Source organism: Saccharopolyspora ipomoeae (assembly GCF_029952525.1).
Classification (GTDB): domain Bacteria; phylum Actinomycetota; class Actinomycetes; order Mycobacteriales; family Pseudonocardiaceae; genus Saccharopolyspora; species Saccharopolyspora ipomoeae.
In genome coordinates this window covers 1-25,075 of sequence record NZ_JASAOF010000028.1, presented here as the reverse complement: position 1 = coordinate 25,075, position 25,075 = coordinate 1, and the positions used below count along the sequence as shown (strand labels likewise).

At 69.4% G+C, this 25,075-nt stretch carries 22 protein-coding genes and 1 pseudogene; 5 read left to right on the top strand and 18 right to left on the bottom strand.

Translation table 11 applies throughout. From position 1 onward, the window contains the following. Window positions 1-64 precede the first annotated feature (64 nt). Window positions 65-736, top strand: a complete 672-nt coding sequence (locus QFW96_RS27215) for a DedA family protein (RefSeq protein WP_281458590.1) — start codon at window positions 65-67, stop codon at window positions 734-736. Between the two features lie 134 nt (window positions 737-870). Here QFW96_RS27215 and QFW96_RS27210 read toward each other — a convergent pair whose 3' ends face one another. The 5 genes from QFW96_RS27210 to QFW96_RS27190 form a co-directional block, all read right to left on the bottom strand. Continuing rightward, complete coding sequence (locus QFW96_RS27210) at window positions 871-1,515, bottom strand: TrmH family RNA methyltransferase (protein ID WP_281458589.1); 645 nt, start codon at window positions 1,513-1,515, stop codon at window positions 871-873. After that, window positions 1,512-2,054 (bottom strand): orotate phosphoribosyltransferase, encoded by a 543-nt coding sequence (gene pyrE / locus QFW96_RS27205; protein WP_281458588.1) that lies wholly within the window; start codon window positions 2,052-2,054, stop codon window positions 1,512-1,514. Before pyrE ends, QFW96_RS27210 begins: the two co-directional genes overlap by 4 nt. A gap of 18 nt (window positions 2,055-2,072) precedes the next feature. After that, window positions 2,073-2,846, bottom strand: coding sequence for an SDR family NAD(P)-dependent oxidoreductase (locus QFW96_RS27200; protein ID WP_281458587.1), 774 nt, complete (start codon window positions 2,844-2,846; stop codon window positions 2,073-2,075). Window positions 2,847-3,045: 199 nt separating this feature from the next. Further along, window positions 3,046-3,768 carry a type III secretion system chaperone family protein gene (locus tag QFW96_RS27195; protein WP_343231410.1) on the bottom strand — a complete coding sequence of 241 codons (723 nt, stop codon included), beginning with the start codon at window positions 3,766-3,768 and terminating at the stop codon, window positions 3,046-3,048. Between the two features lie 151 nt (window positions 3,769-3,919). Then, window positions 3,920-4,543 carry a TetR/AcrR family transcriptional regulator gene (locus QFW96_RS27190; RefSeq protein ID WP_281458586.1) on the bottom strand — a complete coding sequence of 208 codons (624 nt, stop codon included), beginning with the start codon at window positions 4,541-4,543 and terminating at the stop codon, window positions 3,920-3,922. 88 nt (window positions 4,544-4,631) lie between these two features. On the opposite strand from QFW96_RS27190, the gene QFW96_RS27185 reads away from it, so the two are divergent. After that, window positions 4,632-5,843 (top strand): MFS transporter, encoded by a 1,212-nt coding sequence (locus tag QFW96_RS27185; protein WP_281458585.1) that lies wholly within the window; start codon window positions 4,632-4,634, stop codon window positions 5,841-5,843. A 277-nt stretch (window positions 5,844-6,120) separates the two neighbouring features. On the opposite strand, the gene clpB is transcribed toward QFW96_RS27185, so the two are convergent. Continuing rightward, a complete protein-coding gene (clpB, locus tag QFW96_RS27180) occupies window positions 6,121-8,706 on the bottom strand; it encodes an ATP-dependent chaperone ClpB (RefSeq protein WP_281458584.1) in 2,586 nt (861 codons plus the stop codon). A gap of 245 nt (window positions 8,707-8,951) precedes the next feature. On the opposite strand from clpB, the gene QFW96_RS27175 reads away from it, so the two are divergent. Continuing rightward, entirely contained in the window at window positions 8,952-10,547 is a 1,596-nt protein-coding gene (locus QFW96_RS27175; protein WP_281458583.1) for an alanine/glycine:cation symporter family protein, read from the top strand. Between the two features lie 260 nt (window positions 10,548-10,807). Here the strand turns inward: QFW96_RS27175 and QFW96_RS27170 are convergent, their stop codons facing one another. The 5 genes from QFW96_RS27170 to QFW96_RS27150 form a co-directional block, all read right to left on the bottom strand. Continuing rightward, window positions 10,808-11,674, bottom strand: coding sequence for a YceI family protein (locus QFW96_RS27170; RefSeq protein WP_281458582.1), 867 nt, complete (start codon window positions 11,672-11,674; stop codon window positions 10,808-10,810). A gap of 119 nt (window positions 11,675-11,793) precedes the next feature. After that, window positions 11,794-14,310, bottom strand: coding sequence for an MFS transporter (locus QFW96_RS27165; protein WP_425524803.1), 2,517 nt, complete (start codon window positions 14,308-14,310; stop codon window positions 11,794-11,796). After that, window positions 14,307-14,834, bottom strand: a complete 528-nt coding sequence (locus tag QFW96_RS27160; RefSeq protein WP_281458581.1) for a MarR family winged helix-turn-helix transcriptional regulator — start codon at window positions 14,832-14,834, stop codon at window positions 14,307-14,309. The genes QFW96_RS27165 and QFW96_RS27160 overlap by 4 nt, the downstream gene beginning before the upstream one ends. A 168-nt stretch (window positions 14,835-15,002) precedes the next feature. Then, entirely contained in the window at window positions 15,003-15,467 is a 465-nt protein-coding gene (locus tag QFW96_RS27155) for a MarR family winged helix-turn-helix transcriptional regulator (RefSeq protein ID WP_281458580.1), read from the bottom strand. Window positions 15,468-15,564: 97 nt separating this feature from the next. Beyond that, the gene (locus QFW96_RS27150; protein WP_281458633.1) at window positions 15,565-16,296 is read right to left on the bottom strand and encodes a pyridoxamine 5'-phosphate oxidase family protein; all 732 of its coding nucleotides are present in this window, start codon (window positions 16,294-16,296) and stop codon (window positions 15,565-15,567) included. Window positions 16,297-16,578: 282 nt separating this feature from the next. Between QFW96_RS27150 and QFW96_RS27145 the strand changes: the two genes are divergently transcribed. Further along, on the top strand, window positions 16,579-17,751 hold the full coding sequence (locus tag QFW96_RS27145) for an FAD-binding oxidoreductase (RefSeq protein WP_425524802.1): 1,173 nt from the start codon (window positions 16,579-16,581) through the stop codon (window positions 17,749-17,751). A gap of 173 nt (window positions 17,752-17,924) precedes the next feature. Here QFW96_RS27145 and QFW96_RS27140 read toward each other — a convergent pair whose 3' ends face one another. The 7 genes from QFW96_RS27140 to QFW96_RS27110 all read right to left on the bottom strand — a co-directional run bounded on the left by QFW96_RS27140 (window position 17,925) and on the right by QFW96_RS27110 (window position 23,959). Beyond that, on the bottom strand, window positions 17,925-18,353 hold the full coding sequence (locus QFW96_RS27140; RefSeq protein ID WP_281458631.1) for a heat shock protein transcriptional repressor HspR: 429 nt from the start codon (window positions 18,351-18,353) through the stop codon (window positions 17,925-17,927). 44 nt (window positions 18,354-18,397) lie between these two features. Beyond that, window positions 18,398-19,597, bottom strand: coding sequence for a molecular chaperone DnaJ (gene dnaJ, locus QFW96_RS27135; RefSeq protein WP_281458579.1), 1,200 nt, complete (start codon window positions 19,595-19,597; stop codon window positions 18,398-18,400). A gap of 25 nt (window positions 19,598-19,622) precedes the next feature. Continuing rightward, on the bottom strand, window positions 19,623-20,303 hold the full coding sequence (gene grpE, locus QFW96_RS27130) for a nucleotide exchange factor GrpE (RefSeq protein ID WP_281458630.1): 681 nt from the start codon (window positions 20,301-20,303) through the stop codon (window positions 19,623-19,625). Window positions 20,304-20,320: 17 nt separating this feature from the next. After that, window positions 20,321-22,189: a molecular chaperone DnaK gene (dnaK, locus tag QFW96_RS27125; protein ID WP_281458578.1), complete on the bottom strand. Its 1,869-nt coding sequence runs from the start codon at window positions 22,187-22,189 to the stop codon at window positions 20,321-20,323. A gap of 328 nt (window positions 22,190-22,517) precedes the next feature. Further along, window positions 22,518-23,147, bottom strand: coding sequence for a TetR/AcrR family transcriptional regulator (locus QFW96_RS27120; protein WP_281458577.1), 630 nt, complete (start codon window positions 23,145-23,147; stop codon window positions 22,518-22,520). Beyond that, complete coding sequence (locus QFW96_RS27115) at window positions 23,144-23,467, bottom strand: DMT family transporter (protein WP_281458576.1); 324 nt, start codon at window positions 23,465-23,467, stop codon at window positions 23,144-23,146. The genes QFW96_RS27120 and QFW96_RS27115 overlap by 4 nt, the downstream gene beginning before the upstream one ends. Before the next feature lie 78 nt (window positions 23,468-23,545). Continuing rightward, window positions 23,546-23,959 (bottom strand): DUF1707 SHOCT-like domain-containing protein, encoded by a 414-nt coding sequence (locus QFW96_RS27110; RefSeq protein WP_281458575.1) that lies wholly within the window; start codon window positions 23,957-23,959, stop codon window positions 23,546-23,548. 377 nt (window positions 23,960-24,336) lie between these two features. On the opposite strand from QFW96_RS27110, the pseudogene QFW96_RS27105 reads away from it, so the two are divergent. Next, a pseudogene (locus QFW96_RS27105) lies at window positions 24,337-25,075 on the top strand (Fe-S oxidoreductase); the annotation flags it as partial.

Here is a 25,075-nt window from a genome sequence, read left to right as displayed (position 1 = left end):
GCGTGTATGTCCGGTTGCTCTCCCGGAATCCGGACAGCGCGGCGCCACGGTACCGTTGGCAAGCGTGACGTCCGAATTCGCCGCCGCGGCACAGCCCGCGCTCGCTCTGCTTCCGGATTGGCTGAATCCGGAGAACATCGTCTCTGGTCTGGGCCCGTTCGCGCTGATCGGCGTCTGCCTGATCATCTTCGCCGAATGCGGTCTGCTCATCGGCTTCTTCCTGCCCGGTGACTCGCTGCTGTTCGTGACCGGCATGTTCGTGGCCATCGGCGCGATCAACACGCCGATCTGGCTGACCTGCGTGCTGCTCGCGGTGTGCGCCTTCGTCGGCAACGTGACCGGGTACTGGATCGGCCGCAAGGTCGGTCCGGCCATGTTCAACAAGCCCGACTCGAAGCTGTTCAAGCGCGAGCACGTCGACAAGACGCACGCGTTCTTCGAGAAGTACGGCGCCCGCGCGATCATCCTGGCCCGCTTCGTGCCGATCGTCCGCACGTTCATCACGGCGGTCGCCGGCATCGGTCAGATGGACCAGAAGAAGTTCTTCAGCTACTCGGCCATCGGCGGCATCGCCTGGACCCTGAGCATGACGCTGCTCGGGTACTTCCTCGGCAACATCCCGTGGATCCGGAACAACATCGAGGCCATGGCCATCGTCATCGTCGTGATCTCGATCGTCCCGATCATCATCGAGTACATCAAGGGCCGCCGCGAGAAGGCCCGCGAAGCGGCCTGACGCAGTCCCCCCGCGAAGAGCCGGAGCCCGCTCGGGTTCCGGCTCTTCGCTTGCGAGGGGACGGTTCTAGCCATAATCACCCATGATCAATGTCCGTTTTGCCCGGACGATTATGGCTAGAACCGTCCCCTGCCTCACCACGCCCGCATGAGGTCGGCGTGCTGCTGGACCCAGGTGTGCATGACGATGCCCGCAGCGACGCCGGCGTTGATGGACCGGGTGGAGCCGAACTGCGCGATGGAGACCACCAGGTCCGCCTCGCGGCGGGACTCCTCGTGCAACCCCGGGCCCTCCTGGCCGAAGAGCAGGACGCAGCGGCGCGGCAGCTCCGCGCGCTCCACCGGAACCGCTCCCGGCGTGTTGTCCACCGCCACCACCGCCAGGCCCTCGTCCCGCGCCCACGCGGTCAACGAGCCCACGTCCGGGTGGTGGTGAACGTGCTGGTAGCGGTCGGTGACCATCGCGCCGCGCCGGTTCCAGCGGCGACGACCCACTACGTGCACGCCGCGCGCCAGGAACGCGTTGGCCGTGCGCACCACCGTGCCGATGTTGTGGTCGTGCTGGAAGTTCTCGATGGCCACGTGGAAGTCGTGCCGCCGCAGGTCCAGGTCGGCGACGATCGCCTCCCGCCGCCAGTAGCGGTAGTGGTCGACGACGTTGCGCCGGTCACCGTGCTCCAGCAGCTCGGGGTCGTAGCGCTCGTCCTCGGGCCACGGGCCCTCCCACGGACCGACGCCGACGCTGGTGCCCCACTCGGTGGGCCCGACGTCCTCGCTCACGCCAGCCCGAGGTCGGCCAGCCCCAGCAGCGTGCGGTAGGGCAGGCCCGCTTCCTCGATGGCCTCCCGCGCGCCGGTGTCCCGGTCGACCACGGTGGCCACGCCGACGACCTCGGCCCCGACCTGGCGCAGCGCCTCGACCGCGGTGAGCACGCTGCCGCCGGTCGTGGAGGTGTCCTCCACCGCGAGCACCCGCTTGCCGACGACGTCCGGCCCCTCGATCTGCCGCTGCATGCCGTGGGCCTTGGCGGACTTGCGCACCACGAAGCTGTCCAGCGCGGGACCGTCGGCGTGCATCATGGCCGCCGCGACCGGGTCCGCGCCCAGGGTGAGACCGCCGACGGCGGTGTAGTCCCAGTCAGCGGTGATCTGCCGGAGCAGACTCCCGATCAGCGGAGCCGCCTGGTGCTGCAGGGTCGCCCGGCGCAGGTCCACGTAGTAGTCGGCCTCCTTGCCGGAGGACAACGTGACCTTGCCGTGCACCACCGCGAGGTCGGTGACCAGACGGGCCAGTTCGGAGCGCTGCTTCTCGTTCACCACGAGGTCTGAGGATAGTTCTCAGGTCCGGCCGGGAACGGTTCGGGTGACCACCATGCGCTGCAGCTTCTTCGGGATGAGCCGCCCGACCGCGACCAGCGCCTTGTACTGGGCGCCCGGGATGGACACCGCCTTGCCCGCGCGCAGGTCAGTCAGCGACTCGTGCACGACCTGGTCGGCCTGCAGCCAGAACGCGCGCGGCAGCCTGCTCATCTCCAGGCCCGCGCGCTCGTGGAACTCGGTCTGGGTGAAGCCGGGGCACAGCGCCATGACCCGCACGCCGGTGCCCGCCAGCGAGGTCGCCAGGCCCTCGGAGAGGGCGATCACGTAGGCCTTGGTGGCCGCGTAGGTGGAACCGGAGACGGTGAAGAACCCGGCGACGCTGCCGACGTTGATCACATCGCCGCGCCCGCGCTCGCGCATCCCGCGGACCGCGGCGTGGGTGAGCTCCAGGACCGCCGCGACGTTGACGTCGAGCTGCTCGCGCAACACGTCGCCGGGCAGGTCCCAGAAGGCGCCGCCGGTGCCGAACCCGGCGTTGTTGACCAGCACGTCGACCGGCTTGGCCGCGTCGCCGACGCGCGCGGCGACCTCGGCCCGCTGCGCGGCGTCGGCCAGGTCGGCGGTGAGCACCTCGACCCGCACGTTGTGCCGCGTCTGCAACCGGTCGGCGAGCTCCTCCAGCCGAGCCGTGTCGCGCGCGACCAGGACCATGTCGTGACCTTCGGCGGCCAGCCGGCGAGCGTAAGCGCGGCCGATGCCCGCGGTGGCACCGGTGACGAGTGCGGTAGGCATATCCCGAACCTACCGGTCTCGGAAAACTGAGGGTGTTGTGGTCACCCTGCTCAGCGGCGCCGGTAGCGGAACCCGAGGCGGTCCTCCTGCTACGGGCGCGCCGACTCGTGCATGCCGACGCGTCCTCACCGGAGAACCACCTCAGAACCCGCAGCGGTGCCAGTTGCTCAGGTGGTGGAAGGCTACGCCTCTCGTCGACCTACTGAAGGTGCTCCGAGGGCTCCTCGACCTGTTCTTCGGCGTCGTCCTCGGTGCTGTTGGGGTCCTTGGTCGTGTTGGGGTCGCTGTCGAACGGGTCGACCAGGTCGGCGAGGTCGCCGAGGTCGCGGAGCAGCCGCTCCAGGCGCGCCGGGTCGGCGTCGGCCGGGTGCATGGCGGCCAGCACCCAGTCGTTCTCCAGCCACACCACGGTGACGTCCTGGCCGATCTCCTCGGTGGCGTCCACCAGGTCCTCGGTCACCAGCGGGCGAGCCGCGGCGACCTCGGTGACGAAGGCGTAGCGCGAGCCGACCGGGCCCAGCAGGTCCAGGCCCGAGTCCTGCGGCACCGGCACGTCCGGCAGCCACAGCTCGATGGTGGCCGGGGCGGTGCGGCGGCAGCGGATGCCGACCAGCACGGCGACGTTCTTGCCCCCGGCCTCCAGGTCCAGCACGTAGACCTGGCGGCGGCCGTCGGCGGTGAAGGTCGAGCCCGCCACCACGTCGACCGCGGTCGTCGCGCCGTACTGCGCGAGCACGCCGCGCTCCCACCGCGTCGGCAGGACGCGATCCGCTTCGGCGAACTGCCAACCCCGCAGCGCCGCCCAGCGGCGCCGCTCCCGGTTGTTGGAGGTGCGCTGCGATCGGTCGGAGATCAGCAGCGCGACGCCGGCGACGATCGCGACGACGGCGACGAGGAACCAGAGCCACGCAGGTATGCCCACACGGGGCAGGGTAGTCCGAACATCGCGGATCTCGAAGATCACCTGGGCATCCGAATCCGAACCCCTCGATCGACTGATCTTGACGTGCGAAAACGCCGGAACGCCGGGCCTGTCGGGCGGGTCAGGCCTCGACCCCTCGGGCTTCGACCCCTCAGGCTTCGACGTTGTCGCAGAGGGCGCGCCACTCGGCCGTGTCGGGGGCCGGGCCGCGCAGGGCCGAGCCCTCCGAGCGCATGCCCTCCAGGACCAGGCCGAGGTAGCGGGCCCGGAGCTCGGCGCGGCGGTGCTCGCCGGTCGGCAGCGTCGGGTTGAGGTGCTTGAACAGCAGCAGGACGTCGGTCCAGTCGATGTCGGCGCGCAGCTCGCCCGCCAACTTGGCGTCCTCGACGAGCGCCTCGATCACCTCGGCCACCTGCTGCTGCAGGATGCGGAACTCCGCCGAGAACGCGTGGTGCTTCTCCAGCGGCGGCAGCACCGTGCCGATGCCGGAGCCCTCGCGCAGGCAGCGGTGCATGAAGCGGCTCAACGCCCGCCACGGGTCGGACTCCTCGGCGCGCGCCGCCTGCGCCTCGGCGATGACCAGCCGGAACCCGGCGATGCGGACCTGCTCGACGAGCTCGGCCTTGCTCGGGTACCGGCGGTAGATGCTGGCCACGCCGACACCGGCGCGCTTGGCCACCTCCGCCATCGGGGCCGACATGCCCTGCTCGGCGAAGACCTCCCGCGCGGCGCGGATCACCGCGTCGTCGTGCTCGGCCGTCGCTGCTGTGGTCATGCGCACAGCCTACGCCCGCGCGGAATGGTCCGTTCCGCTCAGAGGTTGTCGTGCACCGGACCCGCCCACCGACTCGAAGAGGAAGCGCATGACCACCGAACTGGTCCGGCCCCGCGTCCAGCCCGCACGGGGCCTGTCGCGTTCCGGCTCGTTCTGGTTCATCGGCGGCATCTACGCCCTGTTCCTGATGGCCTCCACGGCCCCGTCCCCGATGTACTCGCTCTACCAGCAGCGATGGGGCTTCACCAACACCGTGCTGACCGAGGTGTTCGCCTCCTACTCGGTGGCGATCCTGCTGGCGCTGCTGCTGTGCGGATCGCTGTCGGACCACATCGGGCGGCGTCCGGTGCTCGTGGGAGCGCTGGTGCTGGAGATCGCGGCCGTGCTGGTGCTGGCGCTGGCGCCCGGCGTCGGCTGGCTGTTCGCGGGCCGCGTCCTGCAGGGCCTGGCCACCGGTGCCGCCACCAGCGCGATCAGCGGTGCGCTGCTGGACTTCCAGCGGCCCGGTTCCAATCGGGGTTCGCTGGTCAACGGGGTTGCCGCAGCGCTGGGCATGGCGGGCGGTTCGCTGCTGGCGGGCGTGCTGGTGCAGTTCCTGCCCGGCCCGACGCTGACCACCTTCCTGCTGCTGGCGGCCGGTTTCGCGGTCGCGATCCCGGTCGTGCTGGCGATGCCCGAACCGGTCACGCAGCTCAGCCCGCTGCGCGAGGCGCTGCGGCCCCGGCGGCCGATCGTGCCCGCCGGGCAGGGCGGCCGGTTCGCGCTGATGTCGACGATGGTGCTGGCCTCGTGGACCGTCGGGGGCATGTTCATGTCGCTGGCCCCGTCGGTGGTCAAGGGCATGGTGCACAGCTACCCGAGCCTGATCAGCGGCCTGCCGGTGGCGGTGCTCGCCGGGCTCGGCGGGCTCACGCAGCTGGTGCTGTCCCGCTGGGCGGCGACCCGCGCGGTGCGCGTCGGCGCGGTGCTGATGATCTCGGCCCTGACCGGGGTCGCGGCGGCCGAGCTCGACGCCTCCCCGGTGGTGTTCTTCCTGGCAGCGGCCGTGCTCGGGGTGGGGTGGGGCCTGATGTTCATGGGCGCGTTCCGGATGCTCACCGGGCTCGCCGCCCCGCACCAGCGCGCGGGCACCGCAGCGATGATCTACGTCGTCGCCTACCTCTCGGCCACGGTCCCGAGCGTCGCCCTCGGCTACCTCAGCACCCTCACCGACCTGCGCACGGCCACCCTCGCCTTCACCGCGGCAGCGGCCGTCTTCGCCGCCCTCGCGGCCCTCTCCACCCTCCGCCCCCAACCCTGACCCCAGTCCGTTCCGTGGTGGGTGGGGGGAAGTTTTCATGAAAACCTCCCCCCACCCTCGACCGCGAAGTTTTCATGAAAACTTCCCCCTCTACACACGACGGACATTCCTCCGGAACCTCGTGACCTGGGAACGGTTGGTGTTCTCGGGGGAACTCGCGTGGGTGGGTGGTGGGGGAGGTTTTCATGAAAACTTCCCCCACCATCCGCACGATGGGGTTGTTTTCGGGAGTGGGGGACGAAACCCCGTTCGGGGAACGGGGTTTCGCTGTGGTCGGTCAGTTCTGCGGGGCCACGGTGAGGGACTCGTTGTCGTCGGTGACGTCGATGCGGACCTTGTCGCCCTCGCGGATATCGCCCGCCAGCAGCTTGCGGGCCAGCTGGTCGCCGATGGCCGACTGGACCAGGCGGCGGAGCGGGCGGGCGCCGTAGACCGGGTCGAAACCGTTGAGCGCCAACCAGTCCCGGGCCGCGGGCTGCACGTCGAGGGTGAGCCGCCGCTGCGCGAGGCGCTTGGCCAGCCGGTCCACCTGGATGTCCACGATGGACGTGAGCTCCTCGGTGCTGAGCTGGTGGAACACCACGACGTCGTCGAGCCGGTTGAGGAACTCGGGCTTGAAGTGCCCGCGCACCACCGACATCACGGCCTCGTCCCGGCCCCGCTCGTCGAGCGTGGGGTCGGCGATGGCCTGCGAACCCAGGTTGGAGGTCAGCACCAGGATGGTGTTGCGGAAGTCGACCGTGCGTCCCTGGCCGTCGGTGAGCCGCCCGTCGTCGAGGACCTGCAGCAGCACGTCGAAGACGTCCGAGTGGGCCTTCTCGACCTCGTCGAACAGCACCACCGAGTAGGGCCGCCGCCGCACCGACTCGGTGAGCTGCCCGCCCTGGTCGTGGCCGACGTAGCCGGGCGGGGCGCCGACGAGCCGGGCCACCGAGTGCTTCTCGGAGTACTCGCTCATGTCGATGCGGATCATCGACCGCTCGTCGTCGAACAGGAACCCGGCCAGCGCCTTGGCCAGCTCGGTCTTGCCGACACCGGTCGGCCCGAGGAACAGGAACGAGCCGGTCGGCCGGTCCGGGTCGGCCACGCCGGCGCGGGTGCGCCGGACGGCGTCGGAGACCGCGCGCACCGCCTCCTCCTGGCCGACGACCTGGGCGCCCAGCGCCTCCTCCATGCGCAGCAGCTTGGCGGTCTCGCCCTCCATCAGGCGTCCGGCGGGGATGCCGGTCCAGGCGCTGACCACCCCGGCGACGTCGTCGGCGGTGACCTCCTCCTGCAGCATCGCCTTGCGCTCGCTCTGCGCCTGGGTGGCCGCCTCCAGCTCCTTCTCCAGCGCGGGGATCCGGCCGTAGCGGAGCTCGGCGGCCTTGCCGAGGTCGCCGTCGCGCTCGGCCCGCTCGGACTCGCCGCGCACCTGCTCCAGCTGGGTCTTGAGGTCGCGGACCTTGTCGATGGACTCCTTCTCCTGCTGCCAGCGCGCGGTGAGCTCGGAGAGCTTCTCGCGCTTGTCGGCGAGCTCGGCGCGCAGCGCGGCGAGCCGCTCGACGGAGGCCGGGTCGGACTCCTTGGCCAGCGCCATCTCCTCGATCTCCAGCCGCCGCACGGCGCGCTCGACCTCGTCGATCTCCACCGGCCGCGAGTCGATCTCCATGCGGAGCCGGGACGCGGCCTCGTCGACCAGGTCGATCGCCTTGTCCGGCAGGAACCGGGCGGTGATGTAGCGGTCGGACAGCGTCGCGGCGGCCACCAGCGCGCCGTCGGTGATGCGGACGCCGTGGTGGACCTCGTAGCGCTCCTTGAGGCCGCGCAGGATCGCCACCGCGTCCTCCGTGCTCGGCTCGCCGACCAGCACCTGCTGGAAGCGGCGTTCCAGCGCGGCGTCGGTCTCGATGTGCTCGCGGTACTCGTCGAGCGTGGTCGCGCCGACCATGCGCAGCTCGCCGCGCGCCAGCATCGGCTTGATCATGTTGCCCGCGTCCATCGCCCCCTCGCCGGCGGCCCCGGCGCCGACGATGGTGTGCAGCTCGTCGATGAAGGTGATCACCTGACCCGCGGAGTCGGTGATCTCCTTGAGCACGGCCTTGAGCCGCTCCTCGAACTCGCCGCGGTACTTGGCGCCCGCGACCATCGAGCCGAGGTCGAGCGCGACGACCCGCTTGCCGCGCAGCGATTCGGGCACGTCGCCGGCGATGATGCGCTGGGCGAGGCCCTCGACGATGGCGGTCTTGCCGACGCCGGGCTCGCCGATGAGCACCGGGTTGTTCTTGGTCCGCCGGGACAGCACCTGCACGACGCGGCGGATCTCGGCGTCGCGGCCGATGACCGGGTCGAGCTCGCCCGCCCTCGCGCGCTCGGTGAGGTCCTGGCCGTACTTCTCCAGCGCCTGGTAGGTGCCCTCGGGATCGGGGCTGGTCACGCGCGCGGAGCCGCGCACCTTGCCGAATGCCTCGCGCAGCGCGTCGGGGGTGCCGCCGTGCCTGCGCAGCAGGTCGGCGACGCGGCCGCCCTCGGCGGCCAGGCCGACCAGCAGGTGTTCGGTGGAGACGTACTCGTCGCCCATCTCGGTGGCCAGCCGCTGCGCGCTGGTGAGGGCCTTGACGGCGGCACCGGAGAGCTGCGGAGCTCCGACGGTGCTGCCGGTGGCGGCGGGCAGCGAGTTCATCAGGGATTCGAGTTCGCGGCGCACGTCGGCGACCTCGGCGCCAACGGCGGTGAGCAGCGGGGCGGTCAGCCCGTCCCCCTGGGCGAGCAGGGCGCCGAGCAGGTGCGCGGGTCCGACGTCCGGGTTGCCCGCCACGGTGGCGGCCTGCACCGCGGAGGAGATCGCCTGCTGGGTCTTCGTCGTCGGGTTGAACGCGTCCATTCCCTCACCTCGTGCCGGATTCGTGCTGCGTGCCGGATCGTTCCTGGTCATCCCGGTTGTCGGCGACCGGACTTCACACTTCCAACGTAACAAAGGTTGAGCGTGTTCCGCTCAAGTCCAGTTTCACACTAATTTTCTTTTTTCACAGCGCGTAAACAATAGGTCTGACCAATCGGACCAACCTTCTGCAGATTGTTACGCACAGTGCTTGTGTTCGGGGTTTTCGCCCGCTTTGCTATTGCGCCATGACCTACACCTTGGCGACCGCCTCCTTGGCGACCGAGCCGCCGGACGGCGAACTCGTCCTGGCGGCCGACGCCGGTCCACTCGCCGGCATCGAGGACACCATCAACAACGTCTTCACGCCGATCTCGGAGGGCTTCTCCGGGTTCGTGTTCGGTGAGATCACCGTCTTCGGCGTGACCTTCCCGTGGATCGTGGCCTGGCTCGTGATCGCCGCGACGGTGTTCACCCTGGTCTTCGGCTTCGTGCAGATCCGGAACTTCAAGCTCGCCACCGACCTGGTGCGCGGCAAGTACACCAGTTCCGACGAACCGGGCGAGATCAACCACTTCCAAGCGCTCGCCTCGGCGCTGTCCGGAACCGTCGGCCTCGGCAACATCGCCGGTGTCGGCGTCGCGGTGACGGTCGGCGGCGCGGGCGCCACCTTCTGGATGATCCTGTGCGGCCTGCTCGGCATGGCCACCAAGTTCGTCGAGTGCACGCTGGGCGTGAAGTACCGCGAGATCGACGCCAACGGCAACGTGCACGGCGGCCCGATGCACTACCTGCGCAAGGGCATCGCCGAGCGCATCCCGAACGCCTTCGGACGCGGCCTGGGCAAGACGCTGGCCGTGCTGGCCGCGATCATGATCCTGCTGTTCGGCGTCGGCGGCGGCAACATGTTCCAGGCCAACCAGACCTTCGCGCAGCTGCGCGACGTCACCGGTGGCGACGAGGGCCTGCTCGGCTCGGACGGTGCCGCGCTGATCTTCGGCATCATCCTGGCGATCATCGTCGGTTCGGTGGTCGTCGGCGGCATCAAGTCCATCGGCGCGGTGACCAGCAAGCTCGTCCCGGCGATGGCGATCATCTACGTCGTGGCGTCGCTGACGGTCATCGGCGTCAACATCACCGCCGTGCCGGACGCGGCCGTCGCCATCATCAAGGGCGCGTTCACCCCGGAGGCCGGTTTCGGCGGTCTCATCGGTGTGCTCATCGTCGGCTTCCAGCGCGCCGCGTTCTCCAACGAGGCCGGTCTGGGATCGGCGCCGATCGCGCACTCCGCGGTCCGCACCGAGCACCCCGCCACCGAGGGACTGGTGGCGCTGCTGGAGCCGTTCATCGACACCGTCATCATCTGCACCATGACCGCGCTGACCATCGTCATCGCGCAGCCGCAGCTGTGGATCGAGGGGCAGAAGGCGGTCCTGGCAGGCGGTGAGGAGCCGGACGGCGTCACCGTCACCTCGCAGGCGTTCGCCGAGGTCCTGCCCTGGTTCCCGTACGTGCTGACCGTGGCGGTCGTGCTCTTCGCCGTCTCCACGATCATCACCTGGGGCTACTACGGCCAGCGGGCGTGGCTGTTCCTTTTCGGCAACACCTCGGTGAGCCGCAACATCTACAACGTGGTGTTCTGCCTGTTCGTGATCGTCGGCTCGGTGCTGAGCCTGAGCAGCGTCATGGACTTCACCGACGCGGTGCTGTTCCTGCTGGCCCTGTTCAACATCATCGGCCTGTACATCATGATCCCGGTGGTCAAGAAGGAGCTGGCCGAGTACAAGGCCAAGATCCGCTCCGGCGAGATCCGCAAGATCGACAAGAAGAAGGCCGACGCCTGACGACGAGCCGACGGAGTGCGGCCGCGATCGGGCCCCGGCCACGGCCGCACTCCCGTCCACCGGCATCGGAACCCGGAATACCGCCGTAATCGGCTGACGGAATACCGCCGTAATCGGGTTCCGGAATACCGGAGTAATCCGGGACCCGAATACCGCCGGAATCCGTCCGCGAACGCGAAGGAGCCGTGCGCACCCCCGACGTGCGCACGGCTCCTTCTTCGGCGGAGCGGTCGAGCCAGCCACAGCGAACCGCTCCTGGTCTACCCCTCTTCCAGCACCGCCTGGATGTCGATCTGGACGCGCAGGGTCATGCCGACCGCGGCGATGCCGGAGGCCAGCGACTGGCTGAAGCGCACCGCGAAGTCGTCGCGGCGCAGCTGCGCGACCGCCGAGGCCGAGGCGCGGGTGCCGCCCCACTGGTCGGGTCCGACGCCGTCGAAGCGGGTGTCGAGCAGGACGGGCTTGGTCACGCCGAGCATGGTGAGCTCGCCCTGCAGGTCCCACTTGTCGCCGCCGCGCGGGCGCAGCCCGGTGGAGCGGAACGCGATCTCCGGGAACCGGTCGACGTTGAGGAAGTCCTCGGTGCGCAGGTGGTCGTCGCGCATCGTGTTGCCGGTGTCGATGGTGCGGGCGTTGATCCGGGCCTCCACCAGCGACTGCTCGATCGGGGCGCCGATGCGCACCTCGCCGGAGAACTCGTTGAACCGGCCGTGGATGCTGCTCAGGCCCAGGTGCTTGGCGGTGACCTGGATGGAGGAGTGCACGGGGTCGATCCGCCACAGCCCGGGGGCCGGCAGGTCGGCACCGCCGATGCGGCGGACCTCCACACCGCCGAGGTTGGCGGTGGCGCCCTCGTGCACGAGGGTGGTGCGGGCGACCGGCTCGTGGCCGATCGCGGTGATGATCGCGGTGTAGGCGCCGGCGGCGAGCCCGGAGGCGAGCACCGAGCCCTTGCCGTCGCCCTGAGCTCGGGCGACCTGCGCGCCGCCGGAGTCGATGAGGGTCAGCACCGCCTCCGGCACCGGCCAGCCGTCGCTGCCGAGCACCGACGCGGTCACCGCTCCGGAACCGGGAGCGGAACCGGTCTGACCGTTGCCCGACGCGGCCTGCGGTTGGCCGAGATCCATGGTGAAAACACTCCTTTGAAGAGCTCGATCATGATCCTGCTGTGCGGGCGGGCCCGGAGTCCAGCCGAACCCGCCCGCCGCAGCGCGACCGTGACCTGCGGGTGGTGCGAGCGCGACCGTCAGGCTTCCGGGTAGCCCAGGTCGACGTCGTGCGACGACTCCTGGCCCGTCAGCCGCAGCGAGCTGGCCACCGGCGGGTACCCGCTGGCGATGACCGTGTACTCACCGTCGGGCAGGTCGGTGAAGTGGTAGTTGCCGTCGATGTCGGTGGTGCCCGCGGCGACCACCGCGCCCGAGGCGTCGAGCAGCGTCACCCGCGCGTCGGGCACCGGCACGCCGAGGTTGGCCGAGCGGATCACGCCGTGCAGCTGCGCCCCGGTCTGCAGGGCGACGTCGAGCCGCACCCGCTCCCCGTCGGTGACCACGATCGGGTGCGCGACCGGGCGGTAGCCGTCCGCGGTGACGGTCAGCGCGTACGAGCCACCGACCAGGTCGGAGAAGCCGTACTCGCCGTCGCCGTCGGTGGCGTTGGTGGCCACGACCTCGCCGCGCACGTCGGTGAGCACCACCATCGCTCCCGGGACGCCTACCCCGCCGACGTGCACCAGACCGCTGAGCTCACCGGCGCCGAGCAGCTGCACGTCGTGCCGCACCGGCCGGTCGGAGACCACGACCATCGAGGCGGTCGGCTGGTAGCTGCCGCCGGAGGCGATCAGCACGAAGGTGCCGTCGTTGTCGACGTCGAAGTGGAACCGCCCGTCGTTGTCGGTGCGGGCCCGCTCCACCTGGCGCCCGTTGGCGTCGGTCAGCGTCAGGACGACGCCGGAGACCGGGGTGCCGATGGAGTCGTGGACGACGCCGTGCACGGAACGCCGCTGGAGCTCGTGGCCCTCGGCGAACCGGCCGGTCAGCGCCGCGCCGTTGGAGGCGAAGGACGGGATCGACGGCTCGGTCCACGGGTTGGAGCGCTCGGAGTTCACCTGCGCACCGTTGGTCCTGCCGCTGTCGAGGCCCTCGTCGTGTGCCGACACTGAAGCCGTCTCCCTTTCCTCGTTGCTCTCGATCGTCGTCCGCAACGGCTTCTCGCGGATGAACAGCACCGCGATGAAGGTGACCACGGAGATGCAGGCCGAGATGAGGAAGATGTCGCCGATGGCATCCCCGTAGGCCGCGCGGACGATGGTCTGGATCGGCCCGGGCAGGTGTCCCACGTCCAGCGATCCGGTGCCGCCGCCTGCGGCCGCGGCCTGCGCCGCGCCGGGGATCTTCGCCAGGCCTTCCACGATGTAGTCCTGCACGCGGGTGGCCAGCACCGCACCGAGCACCGACACGCCAGCCGAACCTCCCAGGGTGCGGAAGAAGGTGACGACGGAGGTCGTCGAGCCCATGTCCTTGGCGCTGGTGGCGTTCTGCACGGCCAGCACCAGGTTCTGCATGAGCATGCCCACTCCGCTTCCCATCAGGAAGAGGTAGACCCCCATGAGCACCAGGTTCGTTTCGTGATCGACGGTGCTCAGTAGCCCCATCGCAACCATCATCACGATCGAGCCGATGATCAGGAACGGTTTGGTCTTGCCGGTGACCCGGGAGATGATCTGGCCGCTGACGGTGGAGGAGATGAACAGCCCGCCGACCATCGGCAGCGTCATCAGGCCCGCGATGGTCGGGCTGAAGCTGCGCGCGATCTGGAAGTACTGGCCGAGGAACACCGCGCCGCCGAACATCGCGGTGCCGACCGCGACGGTGCCGATGGTGGCCAGCGTGACCGTGGGGTTGCGGAACATCCGCAGCGGCACGATCGGTTCGCTGTGGTTGGCCTCGATGATCACGGCGATGATCAGCGCGAGGACGCCGCCGCCGACGAAGTAGCCCGTCTCGGGCGAGAGCCAGTCGAAGTTCTTGCCGGCCAGCGAGACCCAGATCAGCAGCAGCGAAACGCCGCCGACCAGGAACAGCGCCCCGAACCAGTCGATCTTGACCTCGCGCTTGACGACCGGCAGCTTGAGCACCCGGCCGAGCACGATGAAGGCGATGACGGCGATCGGCACGGTGACCCAGAAGCACCAGCGCCACCCCAGCCACGGGGTGTCGACGATGACGCCGCCGACGAGCGGGCCGCTGACGGTGGCCACCGCGAAGGTGGCACCGATGTATCCGCTGTAGCGGCCCCGTTCGCGCGGCGAGACCATCGCCGCGATCACGACCTGGATCAGCGCCTGCAGACCGCCCATGCCGATGCCCTGCAGCGCGCGGAACCCGATCAGGGTCTCCATCGACTGCGCGAAACCACCGGCCACGGAGCCGACGGTGAAGATGGTGATGGCGATCTGGTACAGCAGCTTCTTGCTGAACAGGTCGGAGAGCTTGCCCCACAGCGGGGTGGAGGCGGTGGAGGTCAGCAGCATCGCCGTGACGACCCAGGTGTACTGGCCCTGGGTTCCGTGCAGGTCGGCGATGATCCTCGGCAGCGCGTTCGACACGATGGTCGAGCTGAGGATGGCGACCAACAGCGCCAACATCAGGCCGGACATGGCCTCCAGGATCTGGCGGTGCGACATCGCCGGTTCCTGAGCCGACTCGTGCGGCGCGCTCGGTTGAGTCGACACCTCGGGCGCCGTCTCCGTCGAGCTGGTCATCGAGTTCCTTCCCTCATCCGGGGGGCCGAGAGGTCCCCCTGGTCAATCGTGTGCCCGTGGTCGGGCGCATGACCGTCGTCGATCGTGTGGCGGCGGATGTCGGACATCGCGTCGCCGAGCAACCGGGCCAGCTCGCGGACCTTGCCGTCGTCCCAGTCGACCAGCGCCTCGCTGATCCACTCCTGCTTCTTGCGTTCGAGGTCGGTGACGACCTGCTCACCGTCGGCGGTGGCGCGGAGCAGCGACACCCGCCGGTCGGCGGGGTCGGGGCGGCGCGTGATCAGTTCGGCCTGTTCGAGCTGGTTCACCTGACGGCTCACCACGGACGCATCGACGATGCGGTGGTGGGCGAGGTCGGAGACCCGGCTTTCGCCGCGGTGCACGAGCTCGGTGAGCAGTCCGGCCGCCGCGTAGGGAACCTGGTCGGAGAGCTGCAATCCCCGTTGCAGCGCGACCTGCTTGAGGCCCATCAAGGCGCGGAGTGGGCGGAGCAGCTCACCACAGGTCTCGGGTGTTGGTCCCATGTGAGCCCATCCTTTTAGTTGCTAAAGGCAACAATACGACCACTTGGTTGCAGCACGCAACTGAAATGGGGGTGACGCGCGACACCGGCCGATTTTGGCCGTTTTGCCTGATAGGCGACGATTCAGCCGGGGGACGTTCCAGCTGGGGACGATCCAGCCGGGGCGGGGTCAGCTGGTCTGGTTCAGCTTGCCCAGCAGGCGGGCGAGATCCGCGAGGTCCTGGGTGCTCCAGCTGGCGAACTGGCCGTGCAGGTGCTTGCGCCGCTCGGCGCGCACCCGCTCCAGCCGCTCGGAGCCGAGGTCGGAGAGCTGGATGCGGCGAGCGCGGCCGTCGTCCGGGTCGGGGGCGCGCTCCAGCAGGCCGAGGTCGACGAGGGTCGCGATCTGCCGGGAGACGGTCGACTTGTCCAGGCCGGTCCGGCCGGCCAGGTCCATGCCGCGCAGCGGTCCCTCGTTGGCGACCATGAGCAGCAGCGTGTACGAGGCGGGGTCGAGGTCCGGGTGGACCAGCGCGGCGACGTGGGTCGAGAGGTTCCGGGCGTTGCGGAACATCATCACGAGCTCGCGTTCGACCTCCTCGGCGGCCTCCCGGCGCGCGGGGTCCTCCACGAACTCGGCGTCCTGCTCGCTCACTTCGCTCCCTGCGTTCCGACCGTTTCGCCCCACTCTAGGGACGCCCACTCTAGGGAGCGCACCTGAGCGGCGGTGCACCAGGCCGGAACTCGGCAGGTCAGCCGCCCGCGGTCACCTCGTGCCAGGGGCGCGGCATGCCCTTGGCCCCGAAGTAGTCGCCGCCCTTGCGCTTGACGTCGTCGGTGCCCCAGGTCCGCTCCCGCAGCACCGGCATCATCCGGGGGATGTGCTTGCGGCAGTGGATGTAGGCCTCCTCGACCTGCACCACCACCCACCGCTCGGGCGTGCGGCCGCGGTCGAACTCCGAGGGCAGCGCCGGGTAGATGCCGCGCAGGTCGGCGTCCTCGACGATGCGGGCCTTGCCGTTGACGTGCAGGCCGATCAGGTCGGTCACGAAGTCCACCAGCAGGATCCCGACGTGCGGGTTCTCGCTGATGTTGCCGAGGCTCGCCATCACGCCGTTGCCCCGGTACTCCGGGTAGCAGACGTGCTGGTCGTCGAGGACCTCGATGAAGCCGGGCGGACCCGCCCGGAGGCTGGAGTCGCACTCGCCGCGCGCGTCGGAGGTGGCCACGAAGGCCAGCTCCATGCGCCCGATGAACTCCTTCATCTCGGCGTTGAGGCGGTCCAGCACCTGGTCGTCGTAGAAGCGGCGGGCCCGCTTCTCGGTGCCGTAGGCGCTCTGCAGGAGGTGCTCGCCCGCCGAGCCCGGCAGAGTCGGGGATTCCTGCCGGAACGGGTCGTTGAGCTGGGACTCCACCAGAGCGGAGATCGGGGTCGGGATCGGGACGGGGGGTGCTGCCGGGTCGGATAACTCGAGGTCCAGCATGGCTTCGGGAGCCACGCCGACCGGGTTGATGTGATCGGGGGTCACAGCGGGCCACAGTGTCACGTCGCCCCCTTCGGTAACAGGTTGCCCACTAGCTTTCCCCCGACCGATTGATGGATTATCTACGCGAGGTAGTTAAAAAGCACTCAAAAGTGCCATCAAGGCAGACGTCCTTGCGATCAGCGGTTAGGGTCGCCCCTGATGTCGGGGGACGTTTGCAGGTAGCGGTTGCGCCCGCCCCAGGTGACTGCCGCCAACGTGGAGAAGACTGCGCCCGAAACGATGACGAACGCCGTACTGAGCCCCGGTCCGCCCCCGAACAACGAGCCGTCCAACTCCGGCGTGAGCAAGATGGTTCGACTCATCCGCGAGAGCTTCGCGGTGGTCGAGCCGCACTCAGACGAGGTGGCCAAGTTCTTCTACGGCACCTTGTTCAGCATCGCGCCGCAAACCCGCGAGCTGTTCGCCGCCAACATGGAGGTGCAGCGAAGCCGCCTGCTGAGGGCGCTCGTGCACGTCATCCAGATGGTCGACAAGCCCGACGAGCTGCTGCCCTTCCTGCAGCAGCTGGGCCGCGACCACCGCAAGTTCGGCGTCGTGACGCAGCACTACGAAGCGGTCGGCACCGCGCTGCTGGCCTCCATCAAGCGCTTCGCCGGTGACGCCTGGACCGACCAGGTCGAGCGCGCCTGGGCGGAGGCCTACACCGTCATGGCCTCGGCGATGACCGAGGCGGCGGCCGCCGACGACGGTCCCGCCTGGTACACCGGCCAGGTCCTGCACCACGAGCGGCTGAGCTGGGATCTCGCGGTGATCCGGGTGCAGACCGACCACCCGGTGCCCTACCAGCCCGGTCAGTACGTCAGCGTCGAGGTCCCGCAGCGGCCGCGGCTGTGGCGCTACCTGTCCCCGGCCAACGCGCCCAGCGAGGACGGCGTCATGGAGTTCCACGTCCGCTCCGTCGAGGGCGGCTGGGTCAGCCGCGCGCTGGTCGGGCACGCCCGGCCCGGCGACCAGTGGCGGATCGGCTCGCCGATGGGGCGGCTGACCGTGGACCGGGAGAACTCGCCGGACATCCTCATGATCGGCGGCGGCACCGGTGTCACGCCGCTGCGCGCGATCATCGACGACCTCGCCCAGTACGGCGAGAACCCGCGCGTCCAGCTCTTCTACGGCGGGCGCACCCGCGACGACCTCTACGACCTGGACAACCTGCGCCGCATCGCGATGCAGAACCCGTGGCTCACGGTCACCGGCGTGCTGGAGAACGACCCGAACGTCGACGGGGTCGAGCACGGCACCATCGCCGACGTCGTCTCCCGCTACGGCGCCTGGGAGGACTGGGACGTCCTGGTCTCCGGCTCCCCGGCCATGATCCGAGCCACCGTCTCGAAGATGCTGGTCGCGGGCACCACCCTCGACCACATCCGCTACGACCCCTTTACGTTGGACTGAGGTTCGTCCGTCACCCGCGGACAGTTTTAGTGAGAACTGTCCGGACAAAACGGACCTTGATCATGCGTGATTCGAGGAAAAACCGTCCCCGGCCATGACGAAGGGCGCCTCCCCGAAGTCGGGAAGGCGCCCTTCGCGCTGAGACTCTTCGCGGCTGAGGACCTTCGCTGAGGTCAGCGCTTGCGGTTGGGCTTCCAGACCACCAGCGCGGTCTCCTGGCGGACCGGGACGAGGTCCCGGCGGTAGGAGGCGTGGACCTGCGCCGCCGCCGACTCCGCCGCGGCGTAGGCCGCCGCGACCTCCTCGGTCAGCTCGGCGACCTTGGACTGCAGCGCGTCCACCTGGTTCTCCAGGTCGATGATGCGCTTGATCCCGGCCAGGTTGACGCCCTCCTCCTGGGAGAGCCGCTGGACCTCGCGCAGCAGCGCGATGTCGCGCAGCGAGTAGCGCCGGCCGCCGGCCGCGGTGCGCCCCGGCGAGACCAGGCCAAGCCGGTCGTAGCTGCGCAGCGTCTGCGCGTGCAGACCGGACAGCTGCGCCGCCACCGAGATCACGAACATCGGGGTGTCCTCGTTGGAACCGGGCGGGAACGCGAATCCCATCTCCGGTCCGATCCCTCCGGGACCCGTCATGCGGCCGGCCATGCCTACCTCCCGAGCAACTCGTTCAGCTCGCTGCGCGGGTCGTGGTCAGCCGTGGCCTCGGCGTACTCCTGCAACGCCCGCGTCGCCGCGTCGTCGAGCTTCGACGGCACCGCGACCTGCAGCGTCACCAGGAGATCCCCGTTGCCACCGGCCTTCTTGCCCACGCCCTTGCCACGCACCCGGAAGGTCCGCCCGCTGCTGGTCCCCTCGGGAACCTTCAGCGAGACCTTCCCGTCCAGGGTCGGCACCGTCAACGTAGTGCCCAGCGCGAGTTCCGGGAAGGTGACCGGAACCGTGATCGTCAGATCATCACCGGATCGTCCGAACACCTTGTTCGCGTTGACGTGCACGACGACGAAGAGATCACCCGCGGTCGCTCCCTGGCGGCCCGGCTCGCCCTGCCCGGCCAGCCTGATCCGCTGCCCGTCGTCCACACCCGGGGGGATGCGCACGGTCAGCGTCCGGCTGCGGGTGCTGACGCCCTCGCCCGCGCAGTCCTCGCACGGCGTGTCGATGATCTGGCCGCGGCCGCGGCAGTCCGGGCACGGCTCGCTGAACGCGAACGCGCCCTGGTTGCGGGTGACCAGGCCGGATCCACCGCAGGTGGAGCAGCCGCGCGGCCGGGTCCCGGGCTTGGCGCCCGAACCCCGGCAGGTCTGGCAGGTCGCCGGGCTCGACAGCCGCAGCGGCACCGTGGCACCGCGCACCGCCTCGTAGAAATCGATGCGCACCTCGGTCTCGACGTCGGCGCCGCGGCGCGGCCGGTTGGCCGTGCCCGCGCCCGCTCCGGCGCCGCTGCCGGGACGCCGGTTGCCGAACAACCCGCCGAACAGGTCGCCCAGGCCACCGGCCCCCTGCTGACCGCCGAAGAGGTCGCCGAGGTCGAAGCCGCCACCGGCACCACCCGGTCCGCCGAAACCGCCCGGGGCGCCGAAACCGCCGCCCCCGCCGCCGAAGCCGCCGGATCCGAAGAGCCGGCGGGCCTCGTCGTACTGCTTGCGCTTGTCGGGATCGGACAGCACCCCGTAGGCCTCGGAGACCGCCTTGAACTTGGCCTCCGCCCGGGAGTTGCCGGGGTTGGCGTCGGGGTGGTTCTCCCGCGCCAACTTCCGGTACGCCTTCTTGATGTCGTCCGACGAAGCATCGGAGGAAACGCCCAGTTCAGCGTAGAAATCCTTGTCGAGCCATTCCCTGGCACTCACCGGACGCTCCTCCTTCCGCTCCTGATCACTCTTGTTCGCTGGACTCGGCGGCCTCGGCGGGACTCTCGTCCGCCTCGTAGTCGGTCACCGCGACCATCGCCGGGCGCAGCACCCGCTCACCGAACCGGTAACCCCGACGCATCACCGTGGTGACGGTCGGCCCGGACACCTCCGAGGAGGTGGTGTGCTGGACGGCCTCGTGCACCGACGGGTCGAACTCGTCGCCCTCGGCACCGAACGCCTCCAGACCCGCGGAGTTCAGCGCGCCGACGAGCTTGTCGGCCACCGACTTGAACGCGCCGTTGAGGTCGCCGTGCGCCTCGGCCCGCTCCAGGTCGTCGAGCACGGTCAGCAGGTCGCCCGCGACCGACGCCTTGGCGGCGGCGATCACCGACTCGCGGTCGCGTTCCACCCGCTTGCGGTAGTTCGCGTACTCGGCGGTGACCCGCTTGAGGTCCGCGGTGAGCTCGTCGACCTGCTTCTGCAGGCCACCGGACTCCCCGGCCTCCGGGGCAGCACCGTCGACGGACTGCTCGGTCTGCTCGTCGGCCTGGCCGAGCTCCTCGTCGAGGGTGCCGGAGATGCTTTCGGACACCTGAGCCTCGTCTCCGTTCGGAGCGGGGGTCCGGCGCTCGCCGGTCTCGGGGTCGATGCGACGCCGATCCCGGACGATCACCGGCTCCTGCTCGCCTTCGTTGCGCGACATCTCGGGGCTGTCCGAAGTCACTTCTTCTTCTCGTCCTCGTCGTCGACGATCTCGGCGTCCACCACGTCGTCGTCCTTGGCCGACGAACCGGCACCGGCCTCGCCCGCGGCGTCACCGGCACCCGCGTCGCCCGCGGCGGCGGCACCGGCGTCGGCGTAGAGGGCCTGGCCCAGCGCCTGCGACTCGGTGGCCAGCTTCTCGACGGCGCTGGAGATGGCGTCGACGTCCTCGCCCTTCAGGGCCTCGTTGACCTCGTCGATCGCGCCCTTGACCTTGGTCTTGGTCTCCTCGGGCAGCTTCTCGTCGTTCTCCTTGAGGACCTTCTCGGTCTGGTAGACGAGGGTCTCGGCCTGGTTGCGGGCCTCGGCCTCCTCGCGACGCTTCTTGTCCTCGTCGGCGTGGGCCTCGGCGTCGGAGACCATCCGCTCGATGTCCTCCTTCGGCAGCGCCGAGCCGCCGGTGATGGTCATCGACTGCTCCTTGCCGGTGCCGAGGTCCTTGGCGGAGACGTGCACGATGCCGTTGGCGTCGATGTCGAAGGTGACCTCGATCTGCGGGACGCCGCGCGGCGCCGGCGGCAGGCCGGTCAGCTCGAACATGCCGAGCTTCTTGTTGTGCGCGGCGATCTCGCGCTCGCCCTGGAAGACCTGGATCTGCACCGACGGCTGGTTGTCGTCGGCGGTGGTGAAGGTCTCGGAGCGCTTGGTCGGGATCGTGGTGTTGCGCTCGATCAGCTTGGTCATGATGCCGCCCTTGGTCTCGATGCCCAGGGACAGCGGGGTGACGTCGAGCAGCAGGACGTCCTTGACCTCACCGCGCAGCACACCGGCCTGCAGGCTGGCGCCGACGGCGACGACCTCGTCCGGGTTCACGCCCTTGTTCGGCTCGCGACCACCGGTCAGGTCCTTGACCAGCTCGGACACGGCCGGCATGCGGGTGGAACCACCCACGAGCACGACGTGGTCGATCTCGGAGAGCTTGATGCCGGCGTCGCGGATGACGGCCTCGAACGGCTTGCGGCAGCGCTCCAGCAGGTCGGAGGTGATGCGCTGGAACTCGGCTCGCGACAGCGTCTCGTCGAGGAACAGCGGGTTCTTGTCGCCGTCGACGGTGATGTAGGGCAGGTTGATGCCCGCGGTCGAGGAGGACGACAGCTCGATCTTGGCCTTCTCGGCGGCTTCCTTGATCCGCTGCATGGCCATGCGGTCCTTGGTCAGGTCGATCCCGTTGGACGACTTGAACTTCTCGACCAGCCACTCGACGATGCGCTCGTCCCAGTCGTCACCACCGAGGTGGTTGTCACCGGAGGTGGCGCGGACCTCGACGACGCCCTCGCCGATCTCCAGCAGCGAGACGTCGAAGGTGCCGCCACCGAGGTCGAAGACGAGGATCGTCTGCTCGGACTCGCCCTTGTCGAGGCCGTAGGCCAGGGCCGCGGCGGTCGGCTCGTTGACGATGCGCAGCACGTTGAGGCCGGCGATCTGGCCGGCTTCCTTGGTGGCCTGGCGCTGGGCGTCCTCGAAGTAGGCGGGGACGGTGATGACCGCGTCGGTCACGTCCTCGCCCAGGTACGCCTCGGCGTCGCGCTTGAGCTTCATCAGGACTCGCGCTGAGATCTCCTGCGGCGTGTAGTCCTTGTCGTCGATGCCGACCTTCCAGTCGGTGCCCATGTGCCGCTTGACCGACCGGATGGTGCGGTCCACGTTGGTGACGGCCTGGTTCTTCGCGGGCTGACCGGTGAGGATCTCGCCGTTCTTCGCGAAGGCCACGATGGACGGCGTGGTCCGCGAGCCCTCGGAGTTGGCGATCACCGTCGCTTCACCGCCCTCCAGGACGGAAACGACGGAGTTGGTCGTCCCCAGGTCGATGCCGACCGCTCGCGCCATGGGTGGTTCCTCCAGTACTTAGTCCAGTCCGCCCAAGCGCCGTCGCGGGCCCTTGAGCCTTGCTAGCTCAAGTTTTACCCACGGTCCCAACGCACGTCAAACGGGTTGAGCAAGGCTCACTCAAGCTTTCTGCCTGCCCAACGCCCCACCAGCGCTTTCAGTTCCCGACCACCCCACCAGGTGACCCACCCGACACGCCGGACCGGCCACCACCGGACGCGGGTCGACCCGATTTCGATGGAAGTCGGGCGCCCGATCTCCCTTGAGATCGTGGATCCGACTTCCATCGAAGTCCGGTCGACCCCGCCTCCGGCCGCAGCGGACGAGGTCATGCCGGGGAAGAGGGCACACCCAGGTAGTCGTAGGGATGCATCAGGAAGCGGAGGACGGGTTCGAGGTCGTCGACCGACGGGGGTTCGTCGGCGATGAGCGCCTGGATGAGGAGGCCGTCCATGCCCGCGATGAAGGCGCTGATGACCGGGTCCCCGCCGTCGTCGCCGTCGTTGATGTTGCCGCGGATGAGGTCGAGCCAGCGGCGGGCGGCGGGCCGGAGGGCGGGACGCCGGGCGGCGAGGAGGTAGAGCTCGTACTCGCCGATGGTGCGCTCGCGCTGCTCGGTGATCATGCGGACGAGCAGTTCTGCGATGGCGCGCGGCCACTGGGTGTTGTCGGTGACCTCCTCGCGCACGGCGGTGATCTGCTCGACCAGCGCTTCGCACCCGTCGAGCAGGCTGGCGACCAGCAGGTCGTCGATGCCGTCGAAGTAGTAGGCGATCGACGCGGGCGGCACGCCGGCCTCGCGCGCGACGTTGCGGTGGCTGACCGCCCCGACGCCCTCGCGGGCCACGACCCGCAGCGCCGCGTCGACGATCGCCCGGCGGCGACGCTCGCCCTTGAGCCGTCGCCCGTCGGTCACCTCGGCCCCCGAGCCCGAGGTCAATGCGGTTCCCGAGGTCAATGCGCGCCTCCCAGTTCCAGTGCCACGACCCCGCCGATGATGAGCGCGATGCCGCCGATCTGCACCGCGGTGATCGACTCGCCGAGGAACACCGCCCCGATGATGGCGACCAGCGCGACCCCGGCCCCGGCCCAGATGGCGTAGACGACGCCGACCGGCAGGCCGAGCTTGAGCACCGCGCTCATGGCGGTGAACGCGACCGCGTAGGCCACCACGACCACCACCGACGGCGCAAGCTTGCTGAAGCCCTCGGACAGCTTCAGCGAGACGGTTCCGACGACTTCGCTGCAGATCGCCAGCACCAGCAGCACGTAGGCCACGAAATCCCTCCTGAGAATCATGGGCGATCGCCCAACTTTGTTTGGACACGTCCGCCCGGGCCAGGAGGACGCGAGAGGTCAGTCGCGCTTCTTCTTCCCCGACCCCTCGATCGAGGTCGCGAGGATCACGGCCGCCCAGATCACGAGCGGGATGGCGGGCCAGAACGCGATCAGATCACCGGAGACGACCGAGGTCACGCCCCAGATCGCGATCATGATGACCGCGCCGCCCGCCCAGTCCCGCCACTCCTTGGCCATCTTCGCCCTGTGCTCCTCGCGCTCGGCGAGCTCGGCGGAGGGCTTCGACTCCGGCAGATCGCGGGTCAGCGGTTCGAGCTCGCCGAACGTCGTGGCGGCGAAGGCCTGCTGTAGCCGCTCGTCGTACTCGGCGACGGTCAGCCGCCCCTCGTCGAGCGCCACCCGCAGCCGCTGCGCGACCTGCTCGCGGTCGGCGTCGGACGCCCGCATACCGCCGTCGCTGGGATCCACCATCGCCCTTACCCCCAGGTGTGGATTGACCGAACGCGAGGCTCACTCGATCAATTACGTGGCGAAAATCGCACATCTACTCGTCAGTTTGCCTTGATCGACACCGCCCCGGTGGTGAACCGGCGAGATGTTCTCCGCACGCCTCGGGCGTTCAGCAGCGACAACTCCCGAAACACCCGTTACCCCCGGACACCGATCGGCGGTCGTGCCCACTGCGAAAATACCAGAAAACTGAACGACCGCCCAAGTAGTTTTTCGACCTGGGGTCTCGCAGAATCACCGACTGTTCCCGAATTCACGCCCCAGCCCCCGTGGTTACCAGCGGGTAACAGGGCGTACGCTCCCCAAACGGACAACCCCCGAAACAGGAGGCCACGAGCATGGGTGCTGTGCAGATCACGCTTGGCGCGATCTCAGTCGCGCTCGGCGTCGTCGCGTGGAGCATGTTCGCCATGACCATCGCCCGATTCGTGCGGATCATCCGCCTCGGGCAACCCGACGGCACCCGGAACGGTCCGGCTCTGGCACGTCTGGCCACGCTGGTCAAGGAGTTCGCCGCGCACACCCGGATGAACAAGTTCCGCCACGTCGGCGTGTGGCACTGGCTGGTCATGTGGGGCTTCCTGCTCGGCTCCCTTGCCCTGTTCGAGGCCTACGGCGAGGTCTTCGTCCCTACCTGGGGCTGGCCGATCCTCGACGACCTGGCGATCTTCCACTTCCTCATGGAGGTCCTGGGCGTCGGCACGATCGTCGGCATCCTGGTGCTGATGGCGATCCGCCAGGCCAACCACCCGCGTCGCGCGGGCCGCGTCTCGCGGTTCCAGGGCTCCAACTTCGCCTGGGCCTACTTCATCGAGGCCGTCGTGCTGGTCGAGGGCATCGGCATCATCGGTGTCCGCGCCGCCAAGACCGCGCTGGGCGTGCACGAGATGCCGCTGTGGGCGGAGTTCGTCTCCGGCCCGATCGGTCACCTGCTGCCCGCCAGCGAGAACCTGGTCTCGGTGTTCGCCTTCATCAAGCTGATGAGCGCCACCGTCTGGCTGATCGTCGTCGCCCGCACCATGACGATGGGTGTGGCCTGGCACCGGTTCTCGGCGTTCTTCAACATCTACTTCAAGC